Here is a 24,558-nt window from a genome sequence, read left to right as displayed (position 1 = left end):
TCCGCTCTCCGTCTGATCTGAACGTCGACTGACCTGACTCTCGTCGATGAGGTCCGACGTATGTCAGACGGATGTCAGACTGATATCACCCGCGAGAACGTCCCACAACGCTTTACAGCGCCCGCGCCGTACGTGGACCAATGTCGGCGCTATCGGACCTCTTGGGAGATGTCGTGTCGGACGTCGAGAGCGTGTTTCTGTTCTCGCCGAGCAGTTCCCACTACGAACGATTCGCCGACGCGGACACCGACGAAGATGTCGTCGTCGTCGCGCCGGCGAACGACGTCGACGCCGAGACGTACGTCGAACTGCCGCTGGATTTCGATAACGTCCGGGATCGAATCAGATTCGGCGTCGAGGGCGCGCTCGAACAGGGACTCGTCGAGGAGGGCGACATCGTCGCTTGCAGCGTCCGGATCTTCGACGGCGACCCCGACGGCGTCGTGCGAGTCCGCGTCGAGGAGGGAATGCGCTCGGGCATCTACGACCTCTTTGCGAACTCGCGGGCGGACCCAAGCGTCATCCGCGACGTCTTCGAGGTCGCGATCGAGCTGGGCAAGAAGGGCCAGAAGGGCAAACCCGTCGGCGCGCTGTTCGTCGTGGGCGACGCCGGAAAGGTGATGAACAAGTCCCGGCCGCTCAGCTACAACCCCTTTGAGAAGTCCCACGTCCACGTCGGCGACCCGATCGTGAACGTGATGCTCAAGGAGTTCTCCAGACTCGACGGCGCGTTCGTCATAAGCGACTCGGGGAAGATCGTCAGCGCCTACCGCTACCTCGAACCCGCCGCCGAGGGCGTCGACATCCCGAAGGGACTCGGCGCGCGGCATATGGCGGGCGCGGCGATCACCCGCGACACGAACGCGACGGCGATCGTCCTCTCTGAGTCCGACGGTCTCGTGCGGGCGTTCAAGGGCGGTCAGATCATTCTGGAGATCGATCCGGAGGAGTACTGATGGCGGGATTCGAACCGACGCAGTCGACGACGAGCGTCGCATCGATGCAGGTCGATCTCGGCCCGCTGCCGGACGTCGTTAATGCCGTCCCGCAGGCGATGTGGGCCGCGCTGCTCGTCGCGGTTATCGGCGTCCTCGCCGCGCTGGTGCTCGGTTTGCTGACGACCCGCCTACTGGTCAGGTTCGGCGTCCCCGAGGCGATCGAGGGAACGGCGTTCGAGCGGACCGCCCGCGAGTTCGACACCTCGACGGTCGAGGTGCTCGGGACGCTCGTCCGGTTTTTCGTCCTCGGGATCACCTTCCTCGCGCTCCTCTCGATCGCGAACATCACCGTCGCGGCGAGCTTTTGGAGTCGCACCGTCGAATTCGTCCCGCAGCTGTTCTTCGCCGTCGTCATCCTCATCGTCGGCGTCGTCGTCGGCGACAAGGTCCAACTGATGGTCGGCGAACGGCTCACCGGGATCAAGCTCCCGCAGATCGGCGTCTTTCCCCGGGTCGCGAAGTTCACCGTCTTCTACATCGCGATCTTGGTCGCGCTCTCGCAGCTCGGCGTCGCCACGCTCGCGCTCGTCGTCCTCCTCGCGGTGTATCTTCTCGCGCTCGTGGCGCTCACCGCCATCGCGCTCTCGGATCTGCTGAAATCCGGGGCCGCCGGATCGTACCTACTGTTGAACCAACCCTACTCGATCGGCGACGAGGTCGCCATCGGCCAGCGGCGGGGGATCGTCCAAGAAGTGAACCTGTTCGTCACCCACGTCGAGAACGACGGCGAGGAGTTCATCGTTCCCAACAGCGCCGTCTTCGAGGAGGGCGTCGTGCGGTTTCGAGACTGACGGCTAGGCGTCTCGATCCGCCACGCCGGGTGCCGCGTCTCCGTCGTCGCTCCCGCCCATCGGCCGCGCCGGCACGCCCGCGACCGTCACACCCGGCGGCACGTCACGCGTGACGAGCGAGTTTGCGGCCACCTGCGCGCCCTCGCCGATCCGGACGCCCGGGAGGATGACGGCTTTCGCGCCGATCATCGCGCGGTCGCCGACGACGACCTCGCCCGTCCGGTACTCCTCCTGTAAGAACTCGTGACAGAGGATCACCGAGTCGTAGCCGACGACGACGTGATCGCCGAGCGTGATCAGTTCGGGCCAGAACACGTCCGGCGTCGCTTCGAGGCCCCACGAGACGCCCTCGCCGACGGTGACGCCGAGCCGACGGAGTGCCCAACTCCGCGCGCGGAGCGACGGGGCGATGCGCGCGACCCACACGAGGAGGTAGTTGAGCACGACCCGCCAGACGGGCTTCGCGTCGGTCCAATACCGCAGCGAGTTCGACGGGCCGGGCGTCGGGTGTCGCTGGAGGCGGTCGTGTCTGCGGGTGTCGTCGTCGCTCACGGCTGCCCGTTCACGCCGGATAGCAAAAAGTTCGCTCGTCGATCGTGCCGGAGGGAGATCCGGCCGCTGCCCGCGCTCTTACTCCCCGCGGAGTTCGTTCATATGATCGATCCGACGCTGGACGAGGGCCGCCTTGCCGACGTCGTGGCGGACGCGGAGGCCGTCGCCCGCGGCCGCGAGGGCGTCTTCGGCCTGCGCCTCGGCCTCCGAGATCGAGTCGGCGACGCCGACGACTGCGAACGAGCGCGAGGTCGTCGTGTAGAGGCCGTCCTCGCGCTCGTCGACGCTGGCGTAGAACAGGAGTGCATCTCCCACGCTTTCCTCGTCGACGGTGATCTTCGCGCCGCTCTTCGGATCTGTCGGGTAGCCGTCAGGCACGGCGTATTTGCAGACGGTCGCCTTCCCGGCGAACTCCAGTTGCGGCAGCGACTCGCCCTCGCGAGCGGCCGTGAGCACGTCGAGGAACGAGGTGTTCAGGACGGGAAGCGTGTTCGTCGCCTCCGGGTCGCCGAAACGGGCGTTGAACTCGACGACTTTCGGGCCGTCCGCGCCGAGCATGAACTGGCCGTAGAGGACCCCTTTATACTCGGGCAGGGCGTCGACGACGGCTTCGAGGATCTCGACGGCGTCGGCGTAGTCCTCGCTCGTCATAAAGGGCAGTTCGGGACCGGCATCGCTGTAGCTTCCCATCCCACCGGTGTTCGGACCCTCGTCGCCCTCGTAGGCGCGCTTGTGGTCCTGCACGGCCGGGGTCGGTCGGACGTCACCGTTGGCGACGAACGCTTGGACGGTGAACTCCTCGCCGATCAGGCGCTCTTCGAGGACGACCTCGTCGTAGTCGTTCTCGCGGAGGTACTGTTTGGCCCCCTCGCGGTCGACTTGGTCGCCGATGACCTTCACGCCCTTGCCCCCGGTGAGGCCCGCGGGCTTGACCGCGAGGTCGACGTCGGAGGCTTCGATGTACTCGCAGGCGGCCTCGGTGTCCTCGAAGACGGCGTAGTCTGGACAGCCCGGGATCGACTCGGCCTCCATAAACTCCCGCTGGAAGGCCTTGTCCGTCTCGATCCGGGCCGCGTCGGCGTCGGGACCGAACGTATAGATCCCGGCGTCGTCGAGCGCGTCCGCGACGCCCGCTTCGAGCGCCGACTCGGGCCCGATGACCGCGAGGTCGGCGTCGATGTCGGTCGCGTAGGCGACGATCCCGTCGACGTCGGTCTCCGAAACCGTCTCGAACCCCGCCGCGAGCGCCGCGGTTCCGGGGTTCCGGTTGCTCGCACACGCGTACAGTTCGCACGCCGAGTCCGTCGACAGCGCGCGAGCGATCGCGTGCTCGCGTCCGCCGCCGCCGACGAGAAGCACCGTCTCCGTCTCTGACATACCCGGAGGACATACGCAGGAGAGTGTAAAGGTTGCTCTTCTCTCGGATGAATGTGTGCACTTTTATGTATACTTCTGAGCGGCGGACGGAATCCGTCAAACAGCCGTTTGACCCACCAGAAGACCCTTTCCGTCGCACCTCGCGGATACTCGTATGGTCTCCCGCTCTCCCACAGGTACGCCCACTGTCTCCCGCAGACGGTTCCTCCGATTCGGTGCCGGGGCGGTCGCCGGGACGCTCGGAACGGCCGGCTGCCTCGGCGAACGCGGCGGAGACGCCGCCGATCCCACCGAGGCCGCTCCCGCAGACGCCTCGCCCGCGGACGACGCGCCGCCGCTGGACGACGGCCCCACCACGAGGCCGGGCGACCTGCCCGAGTGGACGCCCGACTGGACCGTCTCCTTCGACGACTCGAACGTCCTCGGTCTCGACGTCGACGAGGCGACCGCGTCGGGCGATACCGACGCCGACCTGCTGTACGCGACGCTGAGCGACGACGAGGGATCGTCGGCCGTCGCGGCGATCGACCCGGCCGAGCGGTCGACGGTCTGGCGGCGCGAGATGGAGGGTGAGGCGGTCGGCGGCTCCCACGCCGCCTACGGCCGGATCGCCCGCGGCGGCTGGGGCGTGACACTGACCGACGATGCCCTGTACGCCGTCGCGGGTGCGGCGGACGAGCGTGAGTGGACAGCTCTGCACGCGTTCGACCGGGCGAGCGGCGATCGCCGCTGGACGTTCGAGCGCGATCGCGAACTCGCAGTCGCGGGCGTTTCTGAAGGTCTCGTCGTCGCCCGCGGCTTGGAGTTCTTCCCACCGCCGGGTGTGACGCCGACGAGCCACCAGACGCCCGAGGAGCCGCTGGCGACCGTCGTCTACGCGATCGACGCGACCGACGGGAGGCTCGCGTGGAAGCGGGAGTTCACCGCGGTCCGGGACGTCGCCGTCTCCTCGCGGGGGGCCTGCGTCGCCACTGACGATCGCCTCGCCGGGCTCGATCGAGACGGCGACGACCGGTTCGCGCTCGACGCTACCCCCGCCACGTGGGTCGAAGTCGCCGACGACCGCCTGTTCGTCCTCTCGGGCGCGGGCGAGGGCGCGACGCTGTCGGGCGTCGCGCCGAACGGCGACGTCGACTGGCGTCTCGACGCGCCGGTCGAAGAGCTCCTCCTCGACGGCGACCGACTGTACGCGGGCGGCGAGGCCGTCCTTGCGGTCGAGACCGACGGGTCGGTCGTCTGGCGCGACGACGACTACGGGCAGTGGCTCCTCTTGGCCCCCGACGGCGACGCGCTCTACACGCGGTCGGGTGTCGGCGCGGACGCCGCGACGGCGTACGACGTCTCGGGCGCGGAGCGCTGGACGTTCGCCCCTCCGTCGAACGACGCTTGGCCGGAGGCCGCGACGGCCGACGCGATGGTCGCGACCGCCATCACCGGCGAAACGGCCGACGAGCCGTTCAAGACGGTGTACGCGGTCGATGGCGACGGCGAGGCGACCGCCGCGCGCGGCATAGACACGGTGTTCGACGCGATCGGTCTCGACGGCACCGCCTACCTCGCCGACGGCGAGTCGAACCTGCACGCGCTATCGCTCTGAGTCGTCTCCGCCGCCCTGTCGCCCTGAATCGCCGCCAAGCTACCGCCCCGAGCCGCCACCACCGCGGCATCTCCACGGGCCTTTAGTCGTCGCGGCGCGGTGTATCGGGTATGAACGACGTTCTTGGGCGTAACCGGCTGGCCGACGAACAGAGCCCGTACCTCCGCCAGCACGCCGACAACCCGGTGCACTGGCAGCCGTGGGACGAGGCCGCGCTGGACGCCGCGGAGGCGACCGACCGTCCGATCTTCCTCTCGATCGGCTACTCGGCCTGCCACTGGTGTCACGTGATGGCCGAGGAGAGCTTCGAGGACGAGGAAGTCGCCGCCGTTCTCAACGACTCTTTCGTCCCGATCAAGGTCGACCGCGAGGAGCGCCCGGACCTCGACCGCGTGTACCAGACGATCTGCCAGCTCGTCACCGGCGGCGGTGGCTGGCCGCTCTCCGTGTGGCTCACACCGGAGGGAAAGCCGTTCTACGTCGGCACGTACTTCCCGAAGAACGAGAACCCCCAGCGCGGGAACGTCCCCGGGTTCTTGGACGTCTGTCGCTCTTTCGCCGACTCGTGGGGTTCGGAATCCGACCGCGAGGAGATCGAGAACCGCGCGCAGCAGTGGACCGACGCGCTGCGGGACAACCTAGAGACGACTGACCCCGGCGAATCGGACACCGGCGACGGTCCCGCGGCGTCCTCGACGGTCGGGGGATCGGCGAGCGGAGACGACGGCGGCGCGCTCGGAAACGTCGCGAAAGCGGCGCTCCGCGCGACCGACCGCGAGCACGGCGGCTTCGGTTCCGGCGGGCCGAAGTTCCCCCAGCCCGGGCGGATCGAGGCGTTGCTGCGGTCGTACGCGCACAGCGGAACCGACGAGGCGCGCTCGGCGGCGACGACGACGCTCGACGCGATGGCGGCGGGCGGGATCTACGACCACGTCGGCGGCGGCTTCCACCGCTACGCGACGGACCGCGAGTGGACGGTCCCGCACTTCGAGAAGATGCTCTACGACAACGCGGAGATCCCGCGGGCGTATCTCGCGGCCTACCAGCTCACCGGCCGGGACTCGTACGCGACGATCGTCCGCGAGACGTTCGACTTCCTCGCGCGGGAGTTCCGCCACGACGACGGCGGCTTCTTCAGCACGCTCGACGCCCGCAGCGAGGGCGAGGAGGGCAAGTACTACGTCTGGACGCCAGAGGCGGTCCAAGAGGCGATCGACGACGAGCGAACGGCGGAGATCGCGCTGGATCGCTTCGGCGTCACGCCCGGCGGCAACTTCGAGGGCGAAACCGTGCTCACGATCGACGCGTCGATTCCGGACCTCGCCGACGCGTACGACTGCGGCGAGGCGGAGATCGTCGCCCGACTCGACGAGGCTCGACCGGCGCTGTTCGCGGCGCGTGAGGGGCGCGTCCGTCCGGCTCGGGACGAGAAGATCCTCGCGTCGTGGAACGGCCTCGCGATTTCTAGCTTGGCTCGCGGTGGCCTCGTGCTCGGCGACGATTCGTACACCGAATTAGCCGCTGACGCGCTCGGATTCGTCCGCGAGCACCTGTGGGACGGAGACGAGAAACGCCTCGCGCGCCGGTACAAGGACGGCGACGTGAAAGGCGACGGTTACCTCGATGACTACGCGTTCCTCGCGCGCGGCGCGTTCGATCTGTATCAGGCGACGGGCGACGTCGACCACCTCGCGTTCGCGGGAGCGCTCGCTCGCGTCGTCGTCAGCGAGTTCTACGACGGCGATGCGAAAACGCTGTATATGACGCCGTCTGACGGCGAGTCACTCGTCACGCGTCCGCAGGAGTTACAGGACCAGTCGACGCCATCCAGCGCCGGAGTCGCGACGAAACTGCTTCTCGATCTCGACGCGTTTGCCCCCGACGAGGGGTTCGATGAGGTCGCCGGCGCGGTGCTCGACACACACGCGAACCGGATTCGGGGTCGACCGCTCGAACACGTCTCGCTGGCGCTCGCCGCCGACGAACGCGCGCGCGGCGGAGCGGAGGTCGTCGTCGCGGCCCCGGAGTCGGATGCGGCGGTCCCGCTGCTGGAACCGATTCGCGAGTCGCTCGCGACGACGTACCTCCCCGACGCCGTGATCTCACCGCGCCCGCCGACCGACGACGAGCTCGGCGGCTGGCTCGATGCGTTGGAACTCGACGACATCCCAGCGATCTGGAAGGGGCGGGGGATGCGCGACGGCGAGCCGACGGTCTACGTCTGCGAGGGGCGGACGTGCTCGCCGCCGGCGCACTCGCTGGCGGAGGCGCTGGGATGGTTCGGAGAGACCGAGGATGGCGACGGCAATACCGCGTAACTACAGCCGTTCGGCGAGGTAGACGGCGATCGGGACGCCCTCGTCCTCGACGTATCGGGCGACCTCCTCGCCGTCGCGTTCGACGACGACGGTCGGGATCAGTTCGATGTCGTTCTCCTCGACGAGCGGCCCGGTCTTGCTGCCGTCGTCTTCCTTCTCGACCGGGTAGTGGTGGATCCGTTCGGCGGGCACCTCGGCGGCGGCGAGCGCGGCCCCGAAGTCGGGGAGCTGGCCGCGGCAGTCGCCGCACCAGTCGCCACCCCACACGCGGAACACGAGGCCGTCCTCCGAGAGCGCCTCGACGGCGTCGACGTGGGAGTCGGCGTCCCACGCGGGGTTCGGTTGCATCGTTTCGAGCGTGCCGGATTCGGCGTCGGCTTCGGACATACTCCTCGTATGGCAGGCGAGGGCGTAAATCCCGCGGTAGATGACGCCGGTGGTGTGAGATGCGAATCCGGTGATCGGTGGCGCACGTCTTCGATACCGGAACCGCGCGGCCGACGCCGTCATCGTCTTGTGCCCGAGTAACGAAGGTCGGGTCGATGAACGCGAACGTGCTGGAGACCATCGGCTCGCCGCTGGTCCGCGTCGACTCGCCGCCGGGCGCGACGGTAGCCGCGAAGATCGAATCGAAGAACCCCGGGGGGTCCGCGAAGGACCGCCCGGCGCTCGCGATGGTCGAGCGGGCCGAGCGGGAGGGGACGATCGAACCGGGAGACCCGCTCGTCGAACCGACGAGCGGCAACACCGGAATCGGCCTTGCGGTCGTCGCAGCCGCGAAGGGCTACGACCTCACCGTGGTAATGCCGGGATCGAAGTCGCCGGAGCGTCGGGCGATTATGAAGGCCTACGGGGCCGACATCGAACTCGTCGACGGCGAGATCTCGGAGGCGAAAGACCGCGCGGACGAACTCGAAGAGGAGGCGGGGATGATCCAGCTCCGGCAGTTCGAGAACCCCGCGAACCCGGAGGCGCACTACCTGACGACCGGCCCCGAGATCCTCGAACAGATCGGCGATCGGAGCGTCGACGCGCTCGTCGCGGGCGTCGGGACCGGCGGGACGATCACCGGCATCGGGCGTCGGCTCCGCGAGGAGTTCCCCGAGATGGAGATCGTCGCCGTCGAACCCGCGGACAACGCGGTCCTCTCCGGGGGCGAACCCGGCGCTGACGACTTCCAAGGGATGGGGCCGGGGTTCGTCAGCCCGAATCTCGACCGTGACCTCCTCGACGATGTCGAGACCGTGACTATCGAGAAGGCCGAGGCCGAGTGTCGCCGTCTGGCCCGCGAAGAGGGCATTCTGGTCGGGCAATCGTCGGGCGCGTCGAACCTCGCCGCCAAGCGCGTCGCAGAACGGCTCGCCGATCCGGCGGGAGACGGAAACGATGACGGTGACGACAGCGTGTCGACGGACACTCCACTGGTTATCACGGTGTTCTGGGACAGCGGCGAGCGGTATATGTCGACGGGGATGTTCGATTAGCGTCCGAATATATGGAACACAGTTCGATGCTTCCTCTCAGTCAGCGCGAACAGTCGGTAACCACTGCTACGAATTAATTCCGTAAAACCATTGAATAACTGATCTTTTCAGCTACGATCTCTCATCTGAATCGACGGTCCCGTCTCAAATCATCGCCAGATGACGATAGTGCAGTTACATAAGTGGGAGATTATAAGTATCAGGACGACGAATAGTTCTCGTGCCGGGGTGCCTCTGACAACCGGCAAATTGTAGCGTTTCGTGCTGTGACACGGTGCCTTCGTGTCTCCGCACGGCCGCCGAATCGACGGCTGCGCTCGCTACAAGCGCGCTGTGACCGTCTTGCCCGGACGGTCACAGCGCGGAATTCGACTCGCACTGTTGTCTCCGCGAGTGAACAGTACGTCATTCTCGGACGAGTCGCGCGACGGCCTCACGAACCGTCGAGCGGAGCGTTCCGGCGTCGGATGCGGCGACTATGTGAGAGACGCAGGTGCAATCGGACGCCCCGAACCCATCGAGTGAAGCGGTTGCGGCCGACGCGTCGACCGACGCTCGGAGTTCCGTGGCCAGTCGGCACTCGACGGCTGCGTGCGGTGCGACAACGACGGCGTCAAGCGAGACGTTCGGATGGCTTCCCACGTAATCGACGTGCCAGTGTTGGACATCGTGTTCGCCGGCCGCGACGCGTCGGTGTCGATCGACGCGGCCGAGGCCGTTCGAGCCGAACGCGCTCCCGACGTACGCGCACGCCCCGGCGTCGAACGTCACGGAACCGAGCGCGCCGACCTCGGCCGTCAGCGGCGCGGCGACCGAATAGACCAGCACGTAGGTCCCGGGCGGTGCCGTCCCCTCGCCGATTCCGAGCGGGTCGGTTCCACCGGCGATGGCCGCGGGATCGACGACGACGAGTCGAGGATCGTCGGTCGCCGCCACGGCGTCTGCATCTCGCATACCGTAGTCGAGAAGTGGAACGCCCAAAACCGTGCTGGACCGCCGCCCCGTACCGGACAGTCGCGGGGTTCTTCCGGGTTCCACTGTTCTCGGTCGACCGTAACGGTGAGGGTCACTCCGCCCGAGGAAGCAGATAGCCGTGGACGAACGCCCGGGGATCGACGACCTCGTCGACTGGATCAGGACGCCACCGTACTACGTCGATCAGATCGCCGACCACCGCCGGGTCGACGGGACCGACGCCTCGCACGCCGACGTCGCGCTCGAATCTCGACTTCGAAGCGCCCTGTCAGATCGAGGAATCGAGGAACTGTACCGCCACCAAGCGCGGACGATAGAGACCGTCCGCGACGGGGAGAACGTCGTGCTCGCGACGCCGACGGCGAGCGGGAAGAGCCTCGCCTACACCGCGCCGGCGTTCGAGCGCGCGATGGACCACGGCGGCCGGACGCTGTATCTCGGCCCGCAGAACGCGCTCATCGCCGATCAACTGGAGACGCTCTCGGAACTGGCTCGCGGCCTCGGCTTCGGGAGCCGCGTCTCCGTCGAGCAGTACACCGGGCGGCTCTCGAAGTCCGAAAAGCGCGACGTCCGAGACCGCCGTCCGACGGTGTTGCTGTCGAACCCGGATATGCTTCATTACGCGTTGCTGCCGCACGCGCACCGCCTCTGGGAGTGGTTCTTCAAATCGCTCGAAACGGTCGTGATCGACGAGGTTCACACCTATCGCGGCGTCTTCGGGAGCCACGTCGCCCTGACGCTCCGCCGGCTCGATCGGATCTGCGAGCGGTTCGGGAGCGACCCGCAGTACGTCTGCTGCTCGGCGACCGTCGGTAACCCGGTGGAGCACGCCGCGCGCGTGACCGGGCGGGAGGCGGAAACGTTCCGCCTCGTCGACGAGGACGCGAGCGCGACGGGACCGAAACACTGGCTGCTGTGGAATCCGCCGGAGTACGGCAGTGAGTCGTCGACTGCGTCCCCGTCTGACGGCGACCCGACGAACGAGAGCGGCCGCCGCCGGTCGAGCCACGTCGAAACCAAGCGCCTCTTCGTCGACCTCGTGTCCCGGGGGCTGCAGACGCTCGCCTTCACGCGCGCCCGCCAGACCGCAGAACGCTACGCCACCGAGAGCGCCGCAGAGCTCAGAGAGCGCGGCGAGCACGACGCGGCGGCGTCGGTGACGGCGTACCAAGCGGCGCTGAAACACGAGCGACGCCGCGAGATCGAGGCGGGCCTCCACGACGGGTCGATTCGCGGCGTCTGGTCGACGAACGCCCTAGAACTCGGCGTCGACGTCGGGGAACTCGACGCCGTCCTGATCGACGGCTATCCCGGCACCAGAATGTCCGCGTTCCAGCAGGCCGGGAGAGCGGGCCGCGGCGACGACGACGCGCTCGTGGTGCTCGTCGGCGGTGAGGACCAACTCGATCAGTACCTGCTCCGCCACCCCGAGGAGTTCTGGGCCGGCGATCCCGAGCGCGCCGTCTGCGACCCGGAGAACGCCGAACTCCTCCCGGACCACGTCGCGAGCGCGGCCGCGGAAAACTGGCTCGACACCGGCGACGAGCGCCACTTCGGCGAGTCGTTCCCGAACGTCGTCTCGTCGCTCTCAGAGGCCGGACGGCTCGAACGCCGGGAGACCGACGCGGGGATTCGCTGGCTCCACAGCGGCGGGGGAAGCCCCCAACACGAGATGAGCCTGCGGACGATCGAGAACCGCGAGATCGATCTCCTCGACTCGCGCTCGAACGAGGTCGTCTCCTCGCTATCGTTCTCCGACGCCCTGCGCGACGCCCACCGCGGGGCGATCTATCACCACCAGGGAACGACTTACGAAGTGACGGAGCTCGATCTGGATCGCGACACCGCCGTCCTTCAGCCAACGTGGGCCGACTACTACACGCGCGTCCTCCACGATAAGACGATCACCGTCGAATCGGATCGGCGAGCGAAACCGCTGTCGGCCCGCTCGGACACCGAAGTCCGCCTCGCGGAGGTGACGATGCGCAAGCGGATAACCGGGTTCGAGCGGCGCGATCCGCGCCGCGGCGAGGCGATCGGGCGGGAGACGCTCGATCTCCCGGAGACGACGCTGCGGACGACCGCGCTGTACTTCACCGTCCCGGACGATGTCGAGCGGGAGATGCGCGAAATGGGCGGCGAGTACGGCTTCAACGGCGGGATCCACGCCGCCGAGCACGGGATGATCTCGCTCTTTCCGCTGTCGTTCCTCTGCGACCGCGGCGATATCGGGGGGTTGTCGACGCCGCATCACCCCCACACCGGTCGGTCGACGATCTTCGTGTACGACGGCTACCCCGGCGGGGTCGGACTGACCGAGAGCGGGTACGACGAGATCGAGACGCTGCTCCGGCGGACCCGGGAGATGATCTCGGACTGCGACTGCGCGGACGGCTGTCCGGCCTGCGTCCAGTCGCCGCACTGCGGCAACGCGAACGATCCGCTCGCGAAGGCGGAGGCAGTGCAGTTGCTGGACGCGGTCACCGCGCAGAACGCGTGAGATCACGATCGTACTGCCACGCGACGCCGAGGGCGTCGGCGACGGCGGACGGATTCTCGACGTGGGGGAGCACCATCGACTCGGGGATCTCCTCGCGGTCGACGTCCTCCGGATCGGGAACGGTCCACTGTCTCTCCGAGTCCTCGTCCGTCGCCCGCCCGAACTCGACGGTCGACGTTCCGAAGACCCGGTCGAGGAGGTCCGCGTCGGCATCGACCGTGGCCACCTCGCCGCGTTCGATCCGGTGTTGGGGCTCGTTGAGCAGCGCGTCGTAGGCGACGAGCACGCCGTCGTAACAGCGGTACTCCAGCGTCCCATAGCGGAGGTAACGCGAAACGGCCCGAAGGGCGGCGAAGGCGAGAATCACGGCGATCGGATACGCGACGAGCCGCAGCGGGGCGAAGAGCGCGAGGAGCGCGCCGATCGCGTACAGGAGGACGACGCCGCTTGTCACCGTATACGCCAGCCCCCGGTAGACGGCGTCGACGACGCGGCTGGATCGCGCGGGGCGGACGCGGAGGGTCGGCTCGCCGTCCGGCTCGGCCACCGGGACGGGGATGATCTCCGTCTCCCTACCGCCGTACAGCCGGTAGAACAGTCCTCGTCTGTCATCGTCGCGTTCGATCTGAAGCGACCGGAGGTCGTAGAGGAGCTTTCCAACGACGATCAGCGCCAAGACCGCGGTGCTGTCGACGTCGAGCGGCCCGACGACGAACAGGAGCGCCCCGACGGCGAAGAAGTGCTTGAACGGCACCAGCAGCACCGACCGCGGCGAGTGCTCGCGGTAGCCGCCGTCGCGGAAGTAGTCGATCGAGGTCTCGACGCCGCGGCCGACGAAGACGCTGAGTCCGCCGAGGAGGATTTGCCCGGTCGCCTCGGCCGTGACGGTCGGATCCGAGAACGCGAACACGAGGAACGCGACCCCGAGTTCCATCGGGGCGAGGAGGGCGACGGTCACGACGAGCGTCGGGAGGTTTCTGAGATAGATCGGCGGCAGCGGTCCCGGCAGGTCGGTCCCGCCGCGCTTGGCCTGCAGCGGACCCAGCAATCGGTGCTTATCCATCGCGTTGTTCGGACGTTTGGCCGTGAACGGGATTTTCACCGCGGCCCAGAACAGCACGGCCGCGAGTTCGAGCACGAACACCCCGAGGAGGACGGTCGCGCTCCACCCGAAGGCGAAGACGCCGACGAGGAGGACGACGTTCGAGAGGATCACCGCGAACGGGCCGGCGTACGGGAGTGGAGGGCTTCGCATAGCCGAACGTGGGAAGCCCGTCAAATGAGTGTCACGGTTCTCGGGATCGCCGGACCGGCCGGTTACAGACCTCCCGAACCGCCGGAACCGATCAGCGCCGCAGCGAGCCGTCGAGCGCGCGGTCGACGACGAGCAGCGAAACCACCGCGGGGATCACGACGGCGACAGCGGGGAGCGGTTCGAGCAGTCCCAGCGCGACGATGAGGGTGGTCGCGCACGCGGGCGGGTGGACAAGATTAGTTAACCGCATACCGGTCGTCGTGAGCACGACGGCGAGAATCCCGCTCAGCGCCAGCCACGGCGGATCGAACAGCAGCGGCGAGTCGGGAACGGGAACGACCGCGGAGATCGCGAGATAGGTTCCCAGCCCGGCGGCGACGCCGATGGCGTGCCCCCCGACGACGACGCGGCCGGTCGGTCCGCTCCGGGCGGTCGAGAGGACGAACGCCGTGGGACCGAGGCTCGGGAAGACGGCCGGCGCTCCCGAGAGCCACGCGACGGCGGCCGAGAGTGTGAGCAGGAGACCCGCGCGAACCCCGACAGCGAGGTCCGCTATTGCGTCCGTTTGCGTCACGCCCGGACCGAAGCGGGTCGGCAGAAAGAACGTGTCGTTTCGCGCCGTCGGAGAGACGACCGCAGAGCGACAGAACTTTTAGGCTTGCCTAAATAGTTGCAGTCGATGAGCCAAGACGTCTGCGTCGTGGTACCGACAATCCGCGAGTACGAGTGTATGCGGGAGTACTTCGAGAACGCCCGCGGGCACGGGTTCGACCTCGATCGACTGTTCGTGCTCCTCGTCACGGAGAACTTCTGTGACGTCGATGCAATGGAGGAGATGCTGGACGAAGAAGGCGTCGACGGCGCGGTCTACGACGGATCGCGACGCGAGGAGTGGTTCGAGAAACACGGTCTCTCGTCGTTCTCGCACCTCGTTCCGGCGGCATCGCACGCCCAGACCAGCTTCGGACTGCTGTATATGTGGAATAACCCGCGCTTCGAGCGCGGCGTGTTCATCGACGACGACACGCTGCCGCACGACGAGTGGGACTTCTTCGGCCGCCATATGGCGAACCTCGACCGGACCGACGAGGTCGAGTCCGTCGCGAGCGACGAGCGCTGGGTGAACGTCCTCTATCAGCACGCCGACGAGCACGGCCTGTACCCCCGCGGGTATCCGTACTCCGCGATGGACGAGGACGTCGAGGTTGGCACGGAGAAGCTCACCGACGTCGTCGCCTCGCAAGGACTGTGGACGAACGTTCCGGACCTCGACGCGGTCCGAATCCTGATGGACGGCGATCTGCAGGGGCAGGCGCAGACGCGGACGGAGAAGGCGGACTTCGAGGGCGACTTCGTCGCCGAGCCCGGACAGTACCTCACGGTCTGCTCGATGAACCTCGCCTTCGAGCGCGAGGTGATCCCCGCGTTCTACCAGCTCCCGATGGACGACAACGACTGGGACGTCGGCCGGTTCGACGACATCTGGTCGGGCGTGTTCCTCAAGCGCGCGGCCGACCTCCTCGAGAAGGACGTCGTCAACGGCTACCCCCTCTGTGAGCACAACAAGGCCCCGCGACCGACGTTCGACGACCTGAACAACGAGGTCCCGGGGCTCGAACTCAACGAGCACGTCTGGGAGGTCGTCGACGCCGTCGGCGACGACGCCGACTCGTGGACCGAGGCCGCACAGGTGATGGCACGCGCGTTCGCGGACGGTGACTTCTCCGAGTGGAACAACGGCGCGTTCTTGAACCACTGCGGCGAGTACTGGCTCGACTGGCTCGCCTGTCTCGACGAACTGGGCGCGGTGGAAGGTCGGGAACCCGAGGTCGCGGTCGCGGACGACTGAACCGTATCGGAAGGTATATAAATTTTAGGTAAGCCTAAATCAACTATGAACGAACAACACGGAACGCCCCGAACGCGCCGTCGGTTCCTGCAGGCGGCGGCCGCCGCGGGCATCGTCGGAGTCGCAGGGTGTAACACGCCGGGAGATAACGGAAACGGAACCGAGACCGAAACCGAAGACGGCGGATCCGCCGGAGGCGAAAGCGGTCCCGAACAGATCGGATCCGGGCAGTCGCCCTTCGGCAGTCGCGAGCTCTCGGGCGTCCCGATGTCGGAGATGCCCGACCTCGAAGGCGAGCTGACGCTGTACTCGGGGCGGGGAGAGGCGCTCGTCGGTGAGCTCGTCGGCTTCATCGAGGACCTGTATCCGAACTTCACGGTCCGCCCGCAGTACAACTCCGCCGCGGAGCTCGTCAACCAGATCGACATCGAGGGCGACAACAGCCCCGCCGACGTCTTCTACTCCGTGAACGCGGGCGCACTGGGCGCGCTCGCGGATATGAACCGGACGCAGCCGCTCCCACAGGAGGTCCTCGACTTCGTCCCCCAGAGCTTCCGATCCCCCGACGACTCGTGGATTGGTACCTCCGGGCGCGCGCGGTCGGTTCCGTACAACACGGACACGTTCTCCGAGTCCGACATCCCCGACAGCATTATGGCGTTCCCGGAGACCGCCGAATTCGAGGGCGAACTCGGCTGGGCCCCGACGTACTCCTCGTTCCAAGCGTTCATCACGGCGATGCGGGTCCTCGAAGGCGAAGACGCCACCCGCGAGTGGCTGTCCGGAATGCAAGACCTCGGGGTGAGCCAGTACGGCGACGAGTTCCAGATCGCCCGGGCGGTCGCCGACGGCGAGATCTCGGCCGGACTGACGAACCACTACTACATCCAGCGCGTGCTCGCTCGACGCGGCCAGTCGGCCCCGCTTTCGACCGCGTTTACACAGAACGACGCGGGCGCGGTGTTCAACGTCGCCGGGGCGTGCGTCCTCGACACCGCCGAGGACTCGACGCTCGCGGCCAACTTCGTCCGGCACCTGCTCTCGGCTGAGGCGCAGGACTACTTCGCGCGGACCACGTTCGAGTACCCGCTCGTCCCGGAAGTCGAGCCCATCGGTCGGCTCCCGACGATCGACGAGTTGAACCCGCCCGAGGAGTTAAACCTCTCACAACTGTCAGACCTCGAGACGACGATCGAACTCCTCCGGGAGACGGGCGTCCTCTGATCTCGGGGCCTCCGGCGACGGAGAAGAGACCTCACGATGGCCACAGAGCACCGGACGACGGCGGACGACGAGGGCGGCGAAGAGTCGGAACTCCCGCTCGGCGTGTCGGTCGCGGCGGCCGCAGTGGCGGCCGCGGTGTTGCTGCCGGTCCTGTGGCTCGTCAAGACGGGTTTGGAAGTCGGCGTCGACGAGGCGATTGCGCTTCTCACGCGGCCGACGACGCTCGAGGTATTTCTCAACAGTGCGTTCCTCGTCGCACTGACGACGGCCGCCTGCGTACTCATCGGCGTCCCACTCGCGTATCTGACGGTCAGAACCGACTTGCCGTTCCGCCGGTTCTGGACGATCATCGTCTCTCTTCCCTTGGTTATTCCGAGTTACGTCGGGGCGTTCGCGTTCGTCTCGGCGTTCGGTCCACAGGGGAGCTTTCAACGGCTTCTGGCCCCGATCGGCGTCGAGCGCATCCCCGAGATCTACGGCCTCGAAGGCACCGTGTTGATCCTCACGCTGTACACCTATCCGTACGTGTACATCACCGCGCGAGCGGCGCTGAAGTCGATGGACACGACGCTGATCGACGCGGCGCGGACGCTCGAACACGATCGCTGGGAGACGTTCCGGCGGGTGACGGTCCCGCAGATCCGCCCCGCGGTCGCCGCGGGCGCGCTGCTGTCGGGGCTGTACGTCCTCGCGGACTTCGGCACGCCGTCGATTATGCGCTACGACGTGTTCACGCGGGTCATCTTCGTCGAGTTCGGGACGTTCGGCCGCGACACCGCCACGCTGCTTTCCTTACAACTGGTCGCGGTGACGCTCTTCATCCTGTGGCTCGAGTCCCGCGTTCGCGGCGAGGAGCGGACGACCGCCGGGGGGCGCTCCCGCGCCGCGGTCTCGCTCGGGGCGTGGCGCTATCCCGCGATGGGGTTCGCGGCGCTCGTCGCGGGACTCGCGCTCGTCGTCCCGCTGGCGATCCTCCTCTCGTGGCTCGGCACCGCCTCGGCGACGGTGAACCAGTCGCTCGCCTTCGAGTGGGCCTACGCGCTGAACTCCGTCACCGTCGCCGCCGCGGCCGCCGCCGTCGCCGTCGTGGCCGGGATTCCGATCGCGTACCTCTCGGCGCGATACGACGGACTGCTCCCGGCGGCGTTCGAGCGGGTCAGCTACGTCGGCTACGCGGTCCCCGGCGTCGTGCTCGGCCTCGCTTTGGTGTTCTTCGGCAGCCAGTACGCGACGCCGATCTACCAGACGCTGTATCTCCTCGTGTTCGCGTACGTGATCCGCTTTCTGCCCCAGTCGGTCGGGTCGCTGCGGGCGTCGTTCCTCTCGGTCGACCCGGCGCTCCCGGAGGCCGCACGCACGCTCGGGCAGACGTCGGCGGGCGCGTTCCGCTACGTGACGCTCCCGCTGGTCGCGCCGGGGCTGTTCGGCGGCGCGGCGCTCGTGTTCCTGACGACGATGAAGGAACTGCCCGCGACGCTGCTCTTGCGACCGTCGGGTTTTACCACGCTGGTCACACATATCTGGACAGCGTATGAATCGGGGTACTTCGGACAGGCGGCGGTTCCGGCGCTGGTCTTGTTGTTCGTTTCTGGACTCTCGATGCTCGTGATACTCAGACAGGAGGGATACGATGTCAAATAGCACACAGGCTGCGGTGGAGTCGGACGCGGAGCAACGGATCGAAACCGGCGACGACGACGGCGAACGACGAGCGGACACGGAGTCGCTCCCCGGCCCGTCGACTGTCGACGCCGACGCCGACGTCGTGCTCGAACTGGACGGGCTCGGCAAGTCCTACGGCTCCGAACTGGTCGTGCAGGACCTCTCGCTTTCGGTCCGCGAGGGCGAGATTCTGACCCTGTTGGGGCCCTCGGGCTGCGGGAAGACGACGACGCTGCGGCTCGTCGCGGGGCTCGAACGCCCGGACACCGGCGCGGTGCGGCTGAACGGGACGTCGGTGTCGGGGTCGACGTTCGTGCCGCCGGAGGAGCGCGGCGTCGGCGTCGTCTTCCAAGAGTTCGCGCTCTTTCCCCACCTCACGGCGCGCGAGAACGTCGCCTTCGGGCTGAAAGACCGTCCCGACGACGAGGTCGGCGAGCGCGTCGACGAACTCCTCGAACTGGTCGACCTCGACGATCAGGGCGAGAGCTACCCGGATCAACTCTCCGGCGGTCAACAGCAACGCGTCGCCCTCGCGCGCTCACTCGCGCCCGAACCCGAGATCCTCTTGCTCGACGAGCCGTTCTCGAACCTCGACGTCGACCTCCGCGTGGAGATGCGCGAGGAGGTCCGACGGATCATCAAGGAGACCGGCGTGACGGCCGTCTCCGTGACGCACGACCAAGAGGAGGCGCTGTCGATCTCCGACCGCGTCGCCGTGATGAACGACGGCCAGATCGAGCAGATCGGCGAGCCCGAGGGCGTCTTCCAGCACCCCGAATCCCGGTTCGTCGCCGCCTTCTTAGGATACGCCAGCTTCGTCCCCGGCTACGTCTCCGGCGACGTCGTCGAGACCGATCTCGGGACGGTCCCGCGCGAGCAGATCCACGGGCTCGCCCCGGAGTACGATCACACGCGAATCGACCTGCTCGTCCGCCCGGACGACGTGAGCGTCCGGTCGCTCGACTGCGAGGGCGTCGAATCCAGTTGCGGGCGCGTCGTCGCCCGGCGGTATCTGGGTCCGACGTTCCTCTACGAGGTCGAATTGGAAACTGGGGAGTCGATCCAGTGCATGCACAACCACGACGAGGACGTCCCCAATGCCGGCCCGGTCGATCTCGAACTGGACGCGGACCACGAGCTCGCGTGGTTCCCGCGGGAGCAGCGCCCCGAAGACGACTCCCGCTACGGCGACTGAATCGTGTCTCGGCGACCACACTCGGGCGTTTCCGGACGAATGCGGTCGCTCCTTCGACGCGTCGGCGTCGCCGCGTGTGAACGTCCCGAGCGCGTTCTCGCGGCGTTTCTCACGCTCGCCGTCGGCGTGCTCGTCTACGAGCTGGCGATCGATCTCTTCGCCTACCACTCCGTCAACGACGACGAGGGCGTCTACCTCTATCAGGCCGCGATGCTCTTAGAGGGGAAGCTCTTCCTCCGGCCGGGGGCGATTCCGTGGGACGCCGTCAGGCCGTGGTTCTTCGTCGTCGACGAGGTCGGCGGCGACGTTCGGATGTACGGGAAGTACTCCCCGGTCGCGCCGGCGGTCTTCGCCGTCGGCCGGCTGCTCGGCGACTGGAACATCGCGCTGGGACTCGTCGCCGCCGGGACCGCGGCGGGCGTCTACCTCCTCGGATCGGCCGCGTTCGATCGCCGGGTCGGTCTGCTTTCGATTCCCCTCCTCGCCGGGTCGCCGCTGTTCCTCCTCACGTCGTCGACGTTCCTCTCGTACGCGCCGACGACGGCCCTGAACGTCGCGTTCGCGGTCGCGTACGTTCGGGCCGCGCGGACGGGCAGTCGGCGGTGGGGCGCGGGCGCGGGCGTCGCCATCGGGATCGCCTTCTTCGCCCGTCCGTACACGGCGGTCCTGTTCGCACTTCCGTTTATCGCACACACGCTCGTTTCGCTCGGCGTCTCGTGGCGGCGATCGGGCTGGAGCCCGCGGCTCGGTGACTGGCAGGTGCGCGATCGGACCGTGTTCGCGAGATCGCTGGCGATCGCGATTCCCGGCGCGGCGTTCGTCGGCCTGACGCTCGCGTACAACGCGGTCGTGACGGGGGACGTGCTGACGTTCCCATACGCCGCTTTCGCGCCGAACGACGGCATCGGGTTCGGGACGCGAGAGATCCTCAACTACGAGCGCGAGTACACGCCCGAACTCGCCGCCGACGTGACGGCGAGGGTGACCGAGGACTTCTTCACCGAGTGGGTCGCCGCCGGGACGATCGGAACCGCCCTCGCGGCGGTCGGCGTCCTCGCGGCGGTCTGGCGCGAGCGAGATCGGTTCCTTCCGGCGGGCCTCCTCGACGACGACGCCGAATCGCGACCCCGATTCGACCCCGCGAGCGGGATGTCTGAGAGCGAGGTCGCTGTCGTCCTCTTCGCGGTGCTCCCGGCGGTGTTCCTCGGTGAGGCGTACTTCTGGGGAACGCACAACGGTCTCAGAAACGGCCTCATCGACCTCTTGGGGCCGTTTTACCACTTCGACGCGCTCGTTCCGGTCGCGGTGTTCGGGGCGGCCGGGGTCGCCTTCGTCTGCCGCGGGGCGGTCTCGCTGCTCAGCGAACGGGGACGAAAGCTCGGCGTGGGACTCTCTCGACGACGCGCGCGACTCCTCGTCCTCGTCGGGCTGATCGTCACCGCGCCGGTCGTCGCCTCCGCGGAGCGAGCGGTTCTCGACGACCCGTTCGCGGCCAACGAGCGGCGGACGGAGAGTCTGGAAGCGACCTACGAGCCCTTCGAGGGGCGCGACTTCGACGACGCGCTCGTGTTCACCCCCGACCCGTACGGCGACTGGCAGGCCCACCCGTTCCAGTATCTCCGGTACGGCTCCGGCTACGACGGCGACGTGGTGTACGCCACCGACGGGAGCCCCGAGCGCGATCTGGACGTGTTGGCGGCGATGAACCGGACGCCGTATCGGTTCACCTACCGCGGCGATTGGACGGGCGCGTACAACCCCGTGAACCCGGAGATCCAGCGCCTCCGCGTCTTCGACGAACCGGTCAGCGCGACGACGGCGGTCGGCGTCCCCGCGTCCGCCGAGAGCGTGAGCGTGAGAGTCGAAACGCCGGAGGGGTACGCCCGCTACTCGGTTCCCGACGCGGCGCGCTCGAACGAGACGGCGCGGTCGAGCGGAACCGACCGCTCGAACGAGACCGTGACCGTGGAGTGGACGATCGGTCCCGACGCGGCACGAGTCGAAAACCTCAGATACGAGGGCGGGTCGCGCTGGCGGAGCGTCCCGCTCGCCGACGACGGCGCGGAGGTCGATCTGGTGGTGACGTTCGTCGGGGTCGGCGGGTCGAGCGTCACCTACCGACAGGAGGTAACCGTCGACAACGGTGAGGAGGGCGTTCGCGTCGTCTGGCCGCCGGAGACGCGCGTCTGTCGGCTCACGACCGAATGCGGCTACGAGGGCACGTGGGTCGGTCCCGATGGCGATTACGTCGACGGTGTTTCCGTGGAGATGGACGCTCGCGCCGCGTCGTAACCCCGAAACCGGGGACCGGTTACGTCCAGCAGCAGGGACGATTACGCCCGACCGCAGGGACGGTTCCTCCCGGCGACGTCAGATCGGCCCAGTGAAACCGATATCGAGCAGCCCCTCCCGAACGGCGTACTGCAAGCGCTCGTCGAGCGGCATCTCGGTCCAGTCCTCCGGACGCTGCGTCTCGGGGACGTCGTCGAGCTGGTCGACAAGCGATTCGTGGAGGAATCTGCCGTTTTCGCCGCAGTCCGGACACGTGAGGATGATGAGTCGGACTCGGTAGGGGCGCTCCTCCACGCGCCCGCAGTGCGGGCAGACGTACGAATCGGTCACTACGTGGCCGTACGGACCGGAGTGACTCGAATCTGTGGGTTTTGGTTCGGTCCGCTTCGGCGTTTCCTGCGTCCGGTCAGGTTGCACGGAACACGGCGACGTCGTCGACTTCGAGCCCCTCGGCCGTGGCGAGCGCTTCCCCAGAGACGAGGTCGGTGGGATCGACGTCGACTTCTGAGAGCGATACCGTCACGGGCGACTCGCCGAAGTTGAGGACGCAGACGTAGGCGTCGCCGTCGCGAGCGCGTCGGAAGGCGACGACCCGGTCGCCCGCATCCTCGGAGCCGGACGCTGTGTCGGAACTGGGTTGCGCATCGTAGTCGATCCGATCGATCGAGCCGTCCGACCCGAGCGCGTCGATCTCCGAGCGGAGTTCGAGGAGCCGCGCGTAGTGCGCGTGGAAGTCCTCGCGGGCGTCCTCCCACGCGAGGGCGTCGCGGCGGCCGCGCTGGCCGAGTTCCTGGCCGCCGTAGAGCATCGGAACCCCGGGAAGCGTCACGAGCGCGCCCGCGGCGGCCATCGTCGCGTCGTCCCCGCACTCGACGACGTAGCGCGTCTCGTCGTGGTTTTCGAGGTAGAGCATAAACGCCGCGTGCGGCGGGAACCCGACCGCCGCGCGTTGTTCGACCGCGTCGAGGATCGCGTCGGCTGGGGCGTCGCCGCGGCCGACCTGCCGCAGCGTGAAGTACAGCGTGGTGTCGAAGTGGACGTCGAACATCCCGTCGTGGAAGTCGGCGATATACGGGATCGTTTCGTCGAGGAGCAGAAAGTCGGGGTCTCGGGACTTCACCCGCTCTCTGAGTTCCTTCCAGAACGTGTCGGGGACGGCCCACGCCATATCGCATCGGAAGCCGTCGGCGACCTCGAACCACTCGTCGACGGCGTCGAGGAGGTGCCGGCGAACCGAGAGGTTCTCGAAGTTCCAGTTGGCGATGTACTCCCAGTCGAAGTACGTCTCGGGCTCGCCGTCCTCCCGCCAGTCGTACCAGTCGTAGTACTCGGAGTCGGGGTTGCGGTAGGCGTCCCGAAAGAACGGGTGATCGCGCGCGGAGTGGTTCAACACGAGGTCGAAGAGGACCGCCATCCCGCGGTCGTGTGCGGCCTCGACGAACCGCTCGTAGTCCTCGCGGTCGCCGAGGTCCTCGGCGATCGAGAAAAAGTCGGTTATGTTGTAGCCGTGCGGCGCGTGGTCGTTTTCGAGTACGGGCGTCAACCACAGGCAGTCGACGCCGAGGTCGTCCAAGTAGTCGAGACGCGTTTCGATCCGGGCGAAGACGGAGTCCGCCGCGTCCGATGCCGACCCGTCAGACTCCCTTCCCTCGTCGCTGTCGAATCCGCGCACGTAGATCTCATACAGCGTGACGTCTCGCGCCCACTCCGGCGGGTCGTTGGGTCGGACGACCTCGAACCCGGATTCCTCGAGTGCGCCGCCGTCCGGGTGGGTCTCGTCAGTGACCGTAACCGTTCCTCCCGAGTTTCCCCCGTCCGGAACGGCCTCTCTCGAGAATTCGATCGTGTCCGGAACGCTGTAGGCGTCAGCGATGGCGACCGCGTGGACCCGCACGCGGTTCTCGACCGCGGCCGTCGGAATCCGCAGTATCCATCCCTCGCTCGCGATCTGCCGATCGTCGACGTCGTCGCGGTCGTCCAGCAGGAACTCGACGACGACGTCGTCGCGGTCGGCGTCGCTGTCCGGATGCAGTCGCGGGTCGGCGCGGACGACGAGTTCGTCGCCCTCGACGGAACCGTGGAGTTGGAGTCGCGGGCGACCGCCGCCGGTCGAGCGCGCGTGCGTACCCGAGCCCGACCCGGAGACGCCGCCGCTCTCGCCGGTCGGCGGAGCGGGTCCGCTCTGGTGGCCGCTCAGCCCGCTCGCGCCGCTCCTCCCCCCTCGAATCCCCGCGGGAGCGAGGTCGCCCGGAAACGCCCGGATCGTGAGCGTGTGCGTTCGGTCGGGTGCGTCGAGTTCGAGTTCGTAGGTCCCCGGCGCGTCCGGGACGAACTCGACGACCGGCTCGTCGTCGGGGAGTTCGATCGCGCTGCTCGCGGGGGCGCTCCGCACGCGCCACGCGTACGTCGCCGCCGGGTCCGGGTCACGGGGGGCGAGTTGGACGGCGTCCCCCACCGCGACGAATCGGGGCGGTCCTGGATGGTCCATA

General features: G+C 67.8%; 19 protein-coding genes. 11 read left to right on the top strand and 8 right to left on the bottom strand.

The window, feature by feature from the left end; genetic code table 11:
* Positions 1 to 140: 140 nt before the first annotated feature.
* Positions 141 to 956 (top strand): diadenylate cyclase, encoded by an 816-nt coding sequence (gene dacZ, locus U5919_RS15485; protein WP_336025466.1) that lies wholly within the window; start codon positions 141 to 143, stop codon positions 954 to 956.
* Positions 956 to 1,789 (top strand): mechanosensitive ion channel domain-containing protein, encoded by an 834-nt coding sequence (locus tag U5919_RS15480; RefSeq protein ID WP_336025464.1) that lies wholly within the window; start codon positions 956 to 958, stop codon positions 1,787 to 1,789. Before dacZ ends, U5919_RS15480 begins: the two co-directional genes overlap by 1 nt.
* A 3-nt stretch (positions 1,790 to 1,792) precedes the next feature.
* Here U5919_RS15480 and U5919_RS15475 read toward each other — a convergent pair whose 3' ends face one another.
* On the bottom strand, positions 1,793 to 2,341 hold the full coding sequence (locus tag U5919_RS15475; protein WP_425604224.1) for an acyltransferase: 549 nt from the start codon (positions 2,339 to 2,341) through the stop codon (positions 1,793 to 1,795).
* A 78-nt stretch (positions 2,342 to 2,419) separates the two neighbouring features.
* Complete coding sequence (gene purD / locus U5919_RS15470) at positions 2,420 to 3,718, bottom strand: phosphoribosylamine--glycine ligase (protein WP_336025462.1); 1,299 nt, start codon at positions 3,716 to 3,718, stop codon at positions 2,420 to 2,422.
* Between the two features lie 154 nt (positions 3,719 to 3,872).
* Here purD and U5919_RS15465 point away from each other — a divergent pair, with 154 nt between their 5' ends.
* Together U5919_RS15465 and U5919_RS15460 are read left to right on the top strand one after the other, a co-directional pair.
* Positions 3,873 to 5,315 carry an outer membrane protein assembly factor BamB family protein gene (locus U5919_RS15465; protein ID WP_336025461.1) on the top strand — a complete coding sequence of 481 codons (1,443 nt, stop codon included), beginning with the start codon at positions 3,873 to 3,875 and terminating at the stop codon, positions 5,313 to 5,315.
* Between the two features lie 110 nt (positions 5,316 to 5,425).
* Positions 5,426 to 7,633, top strand: a complete 2,208-nt coding sequence (locus U5919_RS15460) for a thioredoxin domain-containing protein (RefSeq protein WP_336025460.1) — start codon at positions 5,426 to 5,428, stop codon at positions 7,631 to 7,633.
* Here U5919_RS15460 and U5919_RS15455 read toward each other — a convergent pair whose 3' ends face one another.
* On the bottom strand, positions 7,634 to 8,020 hold the full coding sequence (locus tag U5919_RS15455; protein ID WP_336025459.1) for a thioredoxin family protein: 387 nt from the start codon (positions 8,018 to 8,020) through the stop codon (positions 7,634 to 7,636).
* A gap of 155 nt (positions 8,021 to 8,175) precedes the next feature.
* Between U5919_RS15455 and U5919_RS15450 the strand changes: the two genes are divergently transcribed.
* Positions 8,176 to 9,117 carry a PLP-dependent cysteine synthase family protein gene (locus tag U5919_RS15450; RefSeq protein WP_336025458.1) on the top strand — a complete coding sequence of 314 codons (942 nt, stop codon included), beginning with the start codon at positions 8,176 to 8,178 and terminating at the stop codon, positions 9,115 to 9,117.
* 405 nt (positions 9,118 to 9,522) lie between these two features.
* Here U5919_RS15450 and U5919_RS15445 read toward each other — a convergent pair whose 3' ends face one another.
* Positions 9,523 to 10,071 (bottom strand): GIY-YIG nuclease family protein, encoded by a 549-nt coding sequence (locus tag U5919_RS15445; RefSeq protein ID WP_336025457.1) that lies wholly within the window; start codon positions 10,069 to 10,071, stop codon positions 9,523 to 9,525.
* Positions 10,072 to 10,228: 157 nt separating this feature from the next.
* Between U5919_RS15445 and U5919_RS15440 the strand changes: the two genes are divergently transcribed.
* The gene (locus U5919_RS15440) at positions 10,229 to 12,592 is read left to right on the top strand and encodes a DEAD/DEAH box helicase (RefSeq protein ID WP_336025612.1); all 2,364 of its coding nucleotides are present in this window, start codon (positions 10,229 to 10,231) and stop codon (positions 12,590 to 12,592) included.
* Here U5919_RS15440 and U5919_RS15435 read toward each other — a convergent pair.
* Entirely contained in the window at positions 12,573 to 13,847 is a 1,275-nt protein-coding gene (locus U5919_RS15435) for a DUF6498-containing protein (protein ID WP_336025455.1), read from the bottom strand. The genes U5919_RS15440 and U5919_RS15435 overlap by 20 nt on opposite strands.
* A gap of 91 nt (positions 13,848 to 13,938) precedes the next feature.
* Positions 13,939 to 14,421, bottom strand: a complete 483-nt coding sequence (locus U5919_RS15430; protein ID WP_336025454.1) for an HPP family protein — start codon at positions 14,419 to 14,421, stop codon at positions 13,939 to 13,941.
* A 105-nt stretch (positions 14,422 to 14,526) separates the two neighbouring features.
* Here U5919_RS15430 and U5919_RS15425 point away from each other — a divergent pair, with 105 nt between their 5' ends.
* The 5 genes from U5919_RS15425 to U5919_RS15405 are packed head-to-tail and all read left to right on the top strand — an operon-like array spanning position 14,527 to position 22,069.
* Entirely contained in the window at positions 14,527 to 15,696 is a 1,170-nt protein-coding gene (locus U5919_RS15425) for an alpha-1 4-glucan-protein synthase (RefSeq protein WP_336025452.1), read from the top strand.
* Between the two features lie 45 nt (positions 15,697 to 15,741).
* Entirely contained in the window at positions 15,742 to 16,920 is a 1,179-nt protein-coding gene (locus U5919_RS15420; RefSeq protein WP_336025450.1) for an iron ABC transporter substrate-binding protein, read from the top strand.
* Positions 16,921 to 16,956: 36 nt separating this feature from the next.
* Complete coding sequence (locus U5919_RS15415; protein WP_336025447.1) at positions 16,957 to 18,561, top strand: ABC transporter permease; 1,605 nt, start codon at positions 16,957 to 16,959, stop codon at positions 18,559 to 18,561.
* Positions 18,551 to 19,777, top strand: coding sequence for an ABC transporter ATP-binding protein (locus U5919_RS15410; protein ID WP_336025445.1), 1,227 nt, complete (start codon positions 18,551 to 18,553; stop codon positions 19,775 to 19,777). Before U5919_RS15415 ends, U5919_RS15410 begins: the two co-directional genes overlap by 11 nt.
* Positions 19,778 to 19,816: 39 nt before the next feature.
* Positions 19,817 to 22,069 carry a DUF7846 domain-containing protein gene (locus U5919_RS15405; protein ID WP_336025443.1) on the top strand — a complete coding sequence of 751 codons (2,253 nt, stop codon included), beginning with the start codon at positions 19,817 to 19,819 and terminating at the stop codon, positions 22,067 to 22,069.
* A 78-nt stretch (positions 22,070 to 22,147) separates the two neighbouring features.
* Here U5919_RS15405 and U5919_RS15400 read toward each other — a convergent pair whose 3' ends face one another.
* On the bottom strand, positions 22,148 to 22,399 hold the full coding sequence (locus U5919_RS15400; protein ID WP_336025441.1) for a hypothetical protein: 252 nt from the start codon (positions 22,397 to 22,399) through the stop codon (positions 22,148 to 22,150).
* Positions 22,400 to 22,475: 76 nt separating this feature from the next.
* Positions 22,476 to 24,557, bottom strand: coding sequence for an alpha-amylase MalA (gene malA, locus U5919_RS15395; protein WP_336025438.1), 2,082 nt, complete (start codon positions 24,555 to 24,557; stop codon positions 22,476 to 22,478).
* Position 24,558 lies beyond the last annotated feature (1 nt).

The organism is Halobellus sp. LT62 (assembly GCF_037031285.1).
In the GTDB taxonomy this organism is placed as follows: Archaea; Halobacteriota; Halobacteria; order Halobacteriales; family Haloferacaceae; genus Haloquadratum; species Haloquadratum salinisoli.
This window is presented reverse-complemented; position numbering and strand designations above follow the sequence as displayed.

Bases quoted from the DNA above. Each gene is read 5' to 3' on its own strand.
- U5919_RS15455 (WP_336025459.1), bottom strand. From the start codon at position 8,020: ATGTCCGAAGCCGACGCCGAATCCGGCACGCTCGAAACGATGCAACCG.
- U5919_RS15450 (WP_336025458.1), top strand. From the start codon at position 8,176: ATGAACGCGAACGTGCTGGAGACCATCGGCTCGCCGCTGGTCCGCGTC.
- U5919_RS15480 (WP_336025464.1), top strand. From the start codon at position 956: ATGGCGGGATTCGAACCGACGCAGTCGACGACGAGCGTCGCATCGATG.
- U5919_RS15445 (WP_336025457.1), bottom strand. From the start codon at position 10,071: ATGCGAGATGCAGACGCCGTGGCGGCGACCGACGATCCTCGACTCGTC.
- dacZ (WP_336025466.1), top strand. From the start codon at position 141: ATGTCGGCGCTATCGGACCTCTTGGGAGATGTCGTGTCGGACGTCGAG.
- U5919_RS15420 (WP_336025450.1), top strand. From the start codon at position 15,742: ATGAACGAACAACACGGAACGCCCCGAACGCGCCGTCGGTTCCTGCAG.
- U5919_RS15465 (WP_336025461.1), top strand. From the start codon at position 3,873: ATGGTCTCCCGCTCTCCCACAGGTACGCCCACTGTCTCCCGCAGACGG.
- malA (WP_336025438.1), bottom strand. From the start codon at position 24,557: ATGGACCATCCAGGACCGCCCCGATTCGTCGCGGTGGGGGACGCCGTC.
- U5919_RS15425 (WP_336025452.1), top strand. From the start codon at position 14,527: ATGAGCCAAGACGTCTGCGTCGTGGTACCGACAATCCGCGAGTACGAG.
- U5919_RS15460 (WP_336025460.1), top strand. From the start codon at position 5,426: ATGAACGACGTTCTTGGGCGTAACCGGCTGGCCGACGAACAGAGCCCG.
- U5919_RS15405 (WP_336025443.1), top strand. From the start codon at position 19,817: ATGCGGTCGCTCCTTCGACGCGTCGGCGTCGCCGCGTGTGAACGTCCC.
- U5919_RS15415 (WP_336025447.1), top strand. From the start codon at position 16,957: ATGGCCACAGAGCACCGGACGACGGCGGACGACGAGGGCGGCGAAGAG.
- U5919_RS15410 (WP_336025445.1), top strand. From the start codon at position 18,551: ATGTCAAATAGCACACAGGCTGCGGTGGAGTCGGACGCGGAGCAACGG.
- U5919_RS15435 (WP_336025455.1), bottom strand. From the start codon at position 13,847: ATGCGAAGCCCTCCACTCCCGTACGCCGGCCCGTTCGCGGTGATCCTC.
- purD (WP_336025462.1), bottom strand. From the start codon at position 3,718: ATGTCAGAGACGGAGACGGTGCTTCTCGTCGGCGGCGGCGGACGCGAG.